The organism is Brevundimonas sp. AAP58, from assembly GCF_001295975.1.
Lineage (GTDB): Bacteria > Pseudomonadota > Alphaproteobacteria > Caulobacterales > Caulobacteraceae > Brevundimonas.
Genome location: NZ_LJHU01000008.1, coordinates 1 through 9,040, shown reverse-complemented (window position 1 = coordinate 9,040; position 9,040 = coordinate 1). Strand labels below are relative to the sequence as shown.

The following is a 9,040-nucleotide window of genomic DNA, read 5'->3' as shown; positions in this document are numbered from 1 at the left end:
GGGCACCTCCAGCCGGTCGACGGCGTCGAGCGCGGTCCACGAGCCGTCGGCCCTGGCCTGCTGGATCTTGGCCAGGCCGGCGGGGTGCATGAGGCCCGCCGCCGTCATCTTGTCGATGCGCGCCTTGTTGACCGCCGACCAGTTGGAGCCGGGCTTCCTCGGCGATATCAGGAGCATGGTGCGCTCGTCGTTGAGCTTCCGGGGCAGGCTGTCGATCCATCCGAAAGCCAGGGCCTCCTCGACCAGAGCGTCATAGGGCACGCGGGGCTGCAACGCGCCCTTCTTGAAGGTGACGACCCAGACGCTCTCGGTTTGGCAGTGGTTGGCGCTCAGCCAGTCGCGCCACTGAGCGCGGGTCGTGACCTCCACGCGCTCGAAACGATCGAGGGGTCGGTCAGCCATCGTCTGGTTCCGGTGGCGGCGTCCAATCGTCCGGCGACGATCCCCGGTCCCTTTTCAGATCCTCGAACAGGTGTCGCCATCCGGGATTTCCGCGCTCGATCAGTTCCAGCCGCCAGTTGCGTTTCCACTCCTTGATCCGCCGTTCGCGAATAAAGGCAGCATCGCGCGTGGGATGGGTCTCAAACCAGACGAGCCTGGAGATGCCATATCGCTTGGTATGGCCGTCGAACGTCCCGTTCCGATGCTGCAGGACGCGGACATACAGGTCGTCGGTTGAGCCGGTGTAGACCGATCCGTTCTTCCGGCTGGCGACGATGTAGGTGAAGAACAACAATCCCCTCCCGCTCATCCCGGCGAAAGCCGGGACCCAGTCCTTTGGGTGAAGGCTGGCGGAGGGTAGGGCTCGGCGTCAATCCCGGCAGGCGTGCCTCACAAAAGCACTGGGTCCCGGCTTTCGCCGGGATGAGCGGAGATTAAGGTCGTCACACCCGCAGCGGCATCAGCACATACTGCACGCCGGGATCGCCCGGATCGAGGACCAGGGTCGGGCTGGCGGGGTCGGCGAACATGAAGGTGGCGTTCTCGCCGGTGATCTGGCCGGCGACGTCCAGCAGGTAGCGGGCGTTGAAGCCGATCTCGAACGGGGCTTCCGAATAGCCGATCTCCAGCTCCTCGACGCCCTGGCCGGCCTCCATGTTGCGGACCGTCAGGGTCACGCGGTCCAGTTCGAAGGCAAGCTTCACCGAGCGGCTCTTCTCGGCCGAGATGGTGGCGACGCGGTCGACGGCGGAGGCGAACAGGCTGTTGTCGATGTCGGCCTGCTTGTCGTTCCCCTTGGGGATGACGCGCATGTAGTCGGGGAAGGCACCGTCGATCACCTTCGACGTCAGGGACGCCTGGCCGAACTCGAAGCGGATCTTCTGGGGGCTGACCTGGATCTCGACCGGGCCTGAGCCGTCATCCAGCAGGCGACGGACCTGATCCACGGTCTTGCGCGGCACGATCACGCCGGGCCCGCCCGCCGCGCCTTCCGGGGCCGGGGTCTCGGCCAGCGCCAGGCGGTGGCCGTCGGTGGCGACGGCGCGCAGCAGGGGAATGCCGGCCTCGGCCACGGTGTGCAGATACAGGCCGTTCAGGTAGTAGCGCGTCTCTTCGGTCGAGACGGCGAAGCGGGTCTTGTCGATCAGACGCGCCAGGTCGTCCTTCATCAGGGTGAAGCGAACGCCGGTGGAGTCCGTCGACATGACCGGGAAGTCGCCGGCGGGCAGGACCGGCAGGTTGAACTTGGACCGGCCCGCCTGGACCGTCAGGCGCGGGTCGTCGCCGTTGTAAGTCAGCGCCACCTCGGCACCGTCCGGCAGCTTGCGGACGATCTCATAGAGAGTGTGGGCCGGCGCCGTGATCTGGCCCTCGACCTGGACGGTGGCCTCGGCCTCGTCGACCATTTCCATGTCGAGGTCGGTGGCGGCGAAGCTCAGCTTGTCGCGGCCCGCCGACAGCAGGACGTTGGACAGGATCGGAATGGTGTTCCGGCGTTCCACAACGCTCTGAACATGGCCGAGGGCCTTCAGCAGGGCGGAGCGTTCGATGGTCAGCTGCATGAGGTCTTCTTGGGCGTCCGGCGGCGACTCAAGAGGGGTCGCGGATAAGGACTTCGGACACTAGCGGATTGAGGCGGCGGGGCAAGGAAGGGCAGGAGGTTCTAGGTTCTAGGTTTGAGGGTCTAGGTTTGAGGGAGAAGACATTGGCCGTTGGGCGATGCCATCCAAACCGCTCGACCTCCCTAGAACCTGAAACCTCGAACCTAGAACCTGGTCCTACCCCCGCAGCTTGCGCGTCAGGGCCTCGACGTCGCGGGCGATCTGGTCGTCGGTGGCCAACAGCTCTTCGATCTTGCGCACGCCGTGCAGCACCGTGGTGTGATCCCGCCCGCCGAAGCGGCGGCCGATGTCGGGGTAGGAGCGGGTCGTGTGCTGCTTGCACAGATACATGGCGATCTGGCGCGGGCGGGCGACGGCGCGGGTGCGGCGCTCGCTCAGCAGGTCCGCCTGCTTCATGGAGAAGTGCTCGGCGACCGTCTTCTGGATCTCGTCGACGGTGATGCGGCGCTCGGGGCCGCCGCGCAGCGCCGAGCCGAGCAGGGCCACGGCCTCGTCGGCGCCGAGGCTGGACAGGCGCGGACCGGCCGAGGCGGCGAGCGTGTTGATCGCGCCTTCCAGTTCGCGGACCGAACCCGGCGTGCGGTCGACCAGCTGTTCCAGCACCTCGCGCGGGGCCTCGCCGGAGACCAGGCCCATGCGGGCGAAGGCGGCGATGCGGTTCTGGGCCACGGCGATCTTGAGCGCGCGGTCGGCGGGTTCGACCGGGCAGGTCAGGCCGGCGGCGAGGTGGCTGCGCAGGCGCGGCTCGACCTCGGTGAGCGCCATCGGCGGGCGGTCGGCGGACAGGACGATGCGCTTGCCGTCCTCGATCAAGGCGGTGAGCGTCGACAGCAGCTCTTCCTGGGTCGAGGCCTTGCCACCGACGAACTGGACGTCGTCGAGCAGCAGCATGTCGGCGGTGCGCAGGCTCTCCTTGAAGGCGGCGGTGGAGCGGTCCTGCATGGCCTTGACGAAGGTCGACAGGAAGCGCTCGGCGGTCAGGTAGACGACCTTGGCGTCGGGTTTGAGACGCTGGGCCTCCCAGGCGATGGCGTTGAGCAGGTGCGTCTTGCCGTAGCCATAGGGGCCGCAGAAGAAGATCGGGTTGAAGTGGCCCTCGGCCCAGCTGGCCGTCTGGCGCGCGATCGCCAGGGCGAAGGCGTTGCCCTGACCTTCCACGAAGCTGTCGAAGGTCAGCCGCTCCTGCAGGCCCGCCGCGCGGACGGCGCGCGGTCCGTCGGCCACGGGTCCGACCGTGGGTGCCACCGGTGTCTCGGACCCCGCCGACGAAAGTGCCTGGAGGGCGATGGCCGAGGCGGGCGTTACGGCCGGAACCTCGGCGCGGCAGCGGACCTCGAGACGGCGCGACAGGCCGTCCAGACCCAGCCACAGTTCATTGAGGCGACGGAGCGCGTTCTTCCTGACCCAGTCGCGGGCATAGCCGGTGGGGGTGACGAGGATCAGCTGGCCCGAGCCGTCGGCGCGCACCGCGGACGGGGCGATATAGGAGCTGAAGGGGCCTTCGCCGATCTCGGCGCGAAGACGGGTCGCCGCCTCCGTCCAGATGCGATCCGGATCCGTCATGCCACCGCCCGATGCACCCGTCGACGCCACTGCCAGTCCCCCCATGATCTCCTCACCCGCCTCAAAAAAGTCATCGACGCCCGGAACCGTCGCGGTCCCAGGCCCTTCGCCGGGTGTCTGATCGAGGGACGACTTCTCCTGGCCCTCGAAGCGATGGCTTCGAAGGTGGGGCCGACCTGGCGAACAGACTTCTCCCGCCGGGGCAAGGCAGGGCCTCGCTCCGTCTTCATCCGTGAAGGGATGGAAGTGCGTTAGGAGGGAAAACTTACGCCCGGCGGCGTGGGGGTCAACGCTGATTCGTTGACCGAATGGCAACTAAATTCGTTGACAGCGCCAAGTGCAAATCCTGCTTGGGAAAATGCCCGTTTCGCCTGCGTGGCGAGCGGAAATTCCCCTGTGATCACTTATCCGCACACGGCGAAACGGCGAGTAAGCTTGAGCCTACTCGCCGTTGAAAATTCTGGAGTTTGTCATGACGGACCGGTGACAGTCCGTAAAACTACCTAGCTCAGGCCGCCGACATTTTCTTCAGCTGGGCGGCCAGGCGCGAGACCTTGCGCGAGCCGGTGTTCTTGTGAACCACGCCCTTGGAGACGGCGCGCATCAGTTCCGATTGGGCGGTGACGAAGGCGCCCTTGGCGGCTTCGGCGTCGCCACCGGCGACGGCTTCCTGGAACTTCTTCAGGAAGGTGCGCACGCGGGTACGGCGCGACTTGTTCACTTCGGTCCGCGCGGCGATCTTGCGGATCGCTTTCTTGGCGCCGGGGTTGTTGGCCATTCGTCAGAACCTATCAAGGCAAACGCCGCGGACACCCCGTCCACGGCGTGGGGAAACTTCAAGAGGCGCGGCGTATAGCGGAAGGGGGGTGGAGGGGCAAGTAGGTTCGAGGGGTCAGGTTCGAGGGATGAGGTTCTAGGTTTCAGGTTCTAGGGAGAAGACGGTGTGGCTGAGGCGATGCCGTTCAGGTCGCTCGATCCCCCTAGAACCTCGAACCTAGAACCTACCTCCCCTTGAACTCCGGCTTCCGCTTTTCGACGAAGGCCGCCATGCCTTCCTTCTGGTCCTCGAAGGCGAACAGGCTGTGGAACAGGCGGCGTTCGAACTGGACGCCCTGGGTCAGGGTGGTCTCCAGCGCGGCGTTGACCATCTCCTTGTTGGCCATGACGGCGAGCGGGCTCTGGGCGGCGATGCGGGCGGCGATCTTGCGGGCCTCGTCCAGCAGCTGGTCGTGGGGGAAGACGCGCGACGCCAGGCCCGCGCGCTCGGCCTCGGTGGCGTCCATCATGCGGGCGGTCAGGACCATGTCCATGGCCTTGGACTTGCCGACCAGGCGCGTCAGGCGCTGGGAGCCGCCGATGCCCGGCGCGACGCCCAGGTTGATCTCGGGCTGGCCGAATTTCGCCTTCTCACTGGCCACGATGAAGTCGCACAGCATGGCCAGCTCGCACCCGCCGCCGAGCGCGAAGCCGTTGACGGCCGCGATAATGGGCTTCCTAAACCGCGTGATCCGGTCGTGGCCGAGCGCGAAGAAATTGCCTGAATACATCTGGGCATAGGTCTGGTCCGCCATCTCCTTGATGTCGGCGCCGGCGGCGAAGGCCTTGTCGCCCGAGCCGGTCAGGATCAGGCAGCGGACGCTGTCGTCGTGCTCGACGGCGGCCAGGAAGGCCGCGAGGTCGGCGAACAGGGCCGAGTTCAGGGCGTTCAGAGCCTCGGGCCGGTTCAGGGTGACGACCGCATAGCCGTCGGCGTGCCGCTCGATCAGCAGATTGGCGTAGGTGTCGGTCATGGGGGCCTCCTCTGTTCGGGGCGGGCTTACCAAGCCGGTTCGCCCCGCGAAAGGCGGTTCAGGGCGGCGCGGCGGCGCGCTGCAGTCGGGCCAGGCGGCGGCGTTCGGCGCGGTTCAGCGGCGTGGAGGTCGAAACACTGTGCACATCGTCCACATCGTGCACTTTGGCGGACGCCGGTCGGGCGCGGCGGGCGTGGAACAGGGCCGGGTCCAGCGCCAGCCGCTCGGCCACCTCGGTGATGGCGTCGATGCGGGCGTCCTTGGCGTCCTCCTCGGCGCGGCGCAGCCGGGCCTCCTCGCGGGCGGCTTCGCGCTCGCGGGCGCGCTCGGGGGCGGTGAGCTCGGCGTGCAGCTTTTGCCAGCGCAGCGCCTCGGCGATCCGGCCCTGGCCGACCGCTCGCGACAGCCGCTGCCAGGCCAGATCGGCGAGATCGGACCGCTCGAGCCGCGCATCGGGGTCGGGCAGGACGTCGTCAGGCTCCGGGTCGGGCTGATCGGCGCGCCGCCAGCCCTCCTCGCGGGCGCGCTTCCAGAAGGCCGAGAGGCCCAGATCGAAACGGCCGCAGACGGCCTCGGCCGGCTCGCCCGCCAGAAAGGCGTCGCGGGCGGCGGCCCAGGTCTCGGGGGAACGGATGCGGTAGGATGGGCGGGCGTCGGTCATGGCGGGAAGCCTGACATGCGCCTGCGTCAGAATCGGACGTAGGGATCACCTTGGGATCGGGCTCCGCTCCTCCCGTCGGACTTGCGACCCGACAAGGCCCGACCCTGGGTCTCCCGTTCCGAAAACGGCGCAGAGGGCCGAGGCCGGACCAGGTTTTCGGACGGGCGGCCCGCCAGATCAATGACCGCAATCGGTCCAGATCAGAATGGCAGCTATCGACCTGTTGCGGACCTAAGAGACCAATGTCACGCTTCGCCAATGCGCACGTTAGGGACGCCCTGCATTGCACTCGGTATCGCCCTCTGCCTTTTGCCGGTGTCGGCGTATGCCTGCGCGGTTGTCGTAACGGGCGACCCTAGCCCCTCCGAGCAACGACGAGCGGCAGAGGAGTTGATCGAGCGCGCCTCCGTCATTGTCGATGGGGAAGTTGTCCGCCCTTGGAGTGCCTCGGCACCTGCCCTCGTCCGAGTGGAGAGGGTTCTCAAAGGCGAGGATCGTCAGTTCGTTCTGGTTGGGGAGCGACACAGTTGCGATGTGGCCCTTACGCGGTCCGGCGAGCGAAGGAGGCTCATTCTGGAAGGCGGACCAGACCTATTCTACCTGCCGGTAGATTATTCGAACGCGACCGCAGAGGATCGCGTGCTTGGTTCTGATCGACGGAGTGAGTGGCCTTACTACTGGGGCACACAATAGCCGGGCAAGGTCCGCTTTCCACCCCTAGGCGACCCCGAAGATGACGTCGCTCGTGGGGCCTCCCAGGGCACGCAGCGGCCCGCTCCGACACCGCCGCCTCACCGCCTCTGACACGCCGGGCAGTAGAAGGTGGACCGGCCGCCCTGGACGATGCGGCGTGTGACGGGGTGAGCGGGGTCGCGGCGGCAGGGCTGGGCCTCGCGGCCGTAGACGTCGAAGGCGTGCTGGAAATAGCCCTGTCCGCCCTCGGCATTGGCGAAGTCGCGCAGCGTGGAGCCGCCCGCCGCGATGGCCTCGGTCAGGACGTCGCGGATGGCGATGGTCAGGGCCTCCAGACGCGGGCGCGAGACGCGGCCGGCGGGGAGAGTGGGGGAGATCTTCGCCCGCCACAGGGCCTCGCAGACGTAGATATTGCCGAGGCCGGCGACGATGCGCTGGTCCAGCAGCGACACCTTGATGTTCTGGGCCTTGCCCTTGAAAGCCTCAGCCAGGTGGGCGGCGGAGAAGGCGTTGCCGAGGGGTTCGGGTCCGATGGCGGCGAACCAGGGGTGGGCCTCGACCGCGTCCGAGGCGATCAGGCCCATGAAGCCGAAGCGGCGGGCGTCGGCGAAGCCGATGCGGGTGGCGCGGCCCTCGGCGACTGCAGACAGGCTGATGTGCTCGTGCTTGCCGACGCTGGGCGCGGCGGTTTCGAACTCGCCCAGCTGTTCGCCGTCCAGGGTGAAGCGGCCGGTCATGCCGAGATGCGTCACCCAGGTCTGTCCGGTCGACAGGGGCGCCAGCAGGTATTTGGCCCGGCGCTGGACGGCCAGAACGGTCGCGCCCTCCAGCCGCTCGGGGAAACGGTCGGGGAAGGGAAAGCGCAGGTCGGGCCGGTTCTGGCGCACGCGCGTCAGGCGCGCGCCGGTCAGTACGGGCTCCAGTCCGCGCCGGACGGTCTCGACCTCGGGAAGTTCGGGCATGGGGGAAGGTTTGGGCTAGGGGCCAGGGATCCGGTTTCAGGGAGTGCGGCGAGGGCTCGGGCTGGGATTTGCATCAGTTCGAGCCTGATCCCTAGACCCTAGACCCCAATCCCTGGAACCTCTCCTTCCTTCTCCGGTCTCGGACGAGCCGCAACCGAACCGCCGTCGAACCGACACGGGACACCCATGTTTCCGTGACGCGGCCGACGCACGAGTCAGGCATCCGGTCCCCAGACGCCGCTCGGTTTGGGGGAATCGATGACGTTCGTGCAGACGCTGGGGGGCGGCCGGAGGGGCGACCGGTTCGGTGGCATGGGGCGGTCCCTGCGTCGGGCAATGCTGAAGATGCGTCTGTCGCTGGCGGCGGGCATCGACGGCGCCTCACCGGTCACGGTCGCCCTTGTTCTGACGATGGTGTTGTCCGCCTATTTCGTGCTGCTGCCCGGCGTCGATCTGGCGGTGAGCGATCTGTTCCACGATCCCGCGCTCGGCTTCGTGGCCACCACGGACCCGCTGCTGCGCGCCCTGCGCAAGTCGTCGAGCTGGGTCATGGGGCTGATGCTGCTCGGGCTGATCGTCGTGGCCGTGCGCGGCTGGTGGACCGGCTGGCGCGAGGCGAAGAAGGCCCTGTTCCTGATCAGCGGCCTGGCGCTCGCGTCGGGTCTGGTCGTGAATGGCCTCTTCAAGGCGAGCTGGGGCCGGGCGCGGCCGATCCAGATCGAGGCCTTCGGCGGCGAGGCGGAGTTCACGCGGGCCTGGCTGGTGACGGACCAGTGCGCCGCGAACTGCTCCTTCGTGTCGGGCGAGGCGTCGTCGGCGGCCTGGATCGCGGCGGTCGCGGTTGTCATGACGCCGCAACCTTGGCGGGCCATCCTGATCCCGGCGGCCTTCGCCTATGCCGCCGCCCTGTCGTTCAACCGCCTGCTGTTCGGCGGTCATTTCCTGTCGGACATCGTGCTGTCATGGGCCATCACAGCCCTCGTTCTGTGCCTGCTGCATCGCCTCATGCTCCACTGCCCCGTCGCGGCCCGACGGGCGCGTCGCCGCCGTCGCGCGCGGTCGACCCCGGTCCCCGCCCTGGCCTGATCCCCGCCGCCTTGATCGGGGCGGTCGTCGTCCTCACCCTGGTTCGGCTGATCGGCCTGCAGCTCTCGGTGACGGACCTCTACGCCGATGAGGCCCAGTACTGGGTCTGGGCCCAGAGCCCGGCCTGGGGCTATTTCTCCAAGCCGCCGCTGGTCGCCTGGCTGATCGCGGCGGCCGAGCCGATCTGCGGCAGCGGACCGGCCTGCGTGCGAACGCCGTCGG

General features: G+C 67.9%; 9 protein-coding genes and 1 pseudogene. 2 read left to right on the top strand and 8 right to left on the bottom strand.

Features of this window, described 5'->3' with window-relative positions; genetic code table 11:
* From IP78_RS01015 to mutM, 8 genes are all read right to left on the bottom strand, one after another.
* Nucleotides 1-402: YdeI family protein (locus tag IP78_RS01015; RefSeq protein WP_369814654.1), on the bottom strand; the 402-nt coding region annotated here is incomplete at its 3' end.
* Entirely contained in the window at nt 395-733 is a 339-nt protein-coding gene (locus tag IP78_RS01010) for a GIY-YIG nuclease family protein (RefSeq protein ID WP_369814653.1), read from the bottom strand. The genes IP78_RS01010 and IP78_RS01015, both read right to left, overlap by 8 nt.
* 151 nt (nt 734-884) lie before the next feature.
* Nucleotides 885-2,003, bottom strand: a complete 1,119-nt coding sequence (gene dnaN / locus IP78_RS01005) for a DNA polymerase III subunit beta (protein WP_054109857.1) — start codon at nt 2,001-2,003, stop codon at nt 885-887.
* A gap of 216 nt (nt 2,004-2,219) precedes the next feature.
* Nucleotides 2,220-3,671 carry a chromosomal replication initiator protein DnaA gene (dnaA, locus tag IP78_RS01000; RefSeq protein ID WP_054109856.1) on the bottom strand — a complete coding sequence of 484 codons (1,452 nt, stop codon included), beginning with the start codon at nt 3,669-3,671 and terminating at the stop codon, nt 2,220-2,222.
* Nucleotides 3,672-4,134: 463 nt separating this feature from the next.
* Nucleotides 4,135-4,404 carry a 30S ribosomal protein S20 gene (gene rpsT / locus IP78_RS00995; RefSeq protein ID WP_054109855.1) on the bottom strand — a complete coding sequence of 90 codons (270 nt, stop codon included), beginning with the start codon at nt 4,402-4,404 and terminating at the stop codon, nt 4,135-4,137.
* Nucleotides 4,405-4,627: 223 nt separating this feature from the next.
* Nucleotides 4,628-5,416, bottom strand: a complete 789-nt coding sequence (locus tag IP78_RS00990; protein ID WP_054109854.1) for an enoyl-CoA hydratase-related protein — start codon at nt 5,414-5,416, stop codon at nt 4,628-4,630.
* 58 nt (nt 5,417-5,474) lie between these two features.
* Nucleotides 5,475-6,077: a hypothetical protein gene (locus IP78_RS00985; RefSeq protein WP_054109853.1), complete on the bottom strand. Its 603-nt coding sequence runs from the start codon at nt 6,075-6,077 to the stop codon at nt 5,475-5,477.
* A gap of 791 nt (nt 6,078-6,868) precedes the next feature.
* On the bottom strand, nt 6,869-7,732 hold the full coding sequence (gene mutM / locus IP78_RS00980) for a bifunctional DNA-formamidopyrimidine glycosylase/DNA-(apurinic or apyrimidinic site) lyase (protein WP_054109852.1): 864 nt from the start codon (nt 7,730-7,732) through the stop codon (nt 6,869-6,871).
* 258 nt (nt 7,733-7,990) lie between these two features.
* On the opposite strand from mutM, the gene IP78_RS00975 reads away from it, so the two are divergent.
* Together IP78_RS00975 and IP78_RS00970 are read left to right on the top strand one after the other, a co-directional pair.
* Nucleotides 7,991-8,818 carry a phosphatase PAP2 family protein gene (locus IP78_RS00975; RefSeq protein ID WP_156320231.1) on the top strand — a complete coding sequence of 276 codons (828 nt, stop codon included), beginning with the start codon at nt 7,991-7,993 and terminating at the stop codon, nt 8,816-8,818.
* A gap of 11 nt (nt 8,819-8,829) precedes the next feature.
* Nucleotides 8,830-9,040 (top strand): annotated as a pseudogene (locus tag IP78_RS00970) (4-amino-4-deoxy-L-arabinose transferase); the annotation flags it as partial.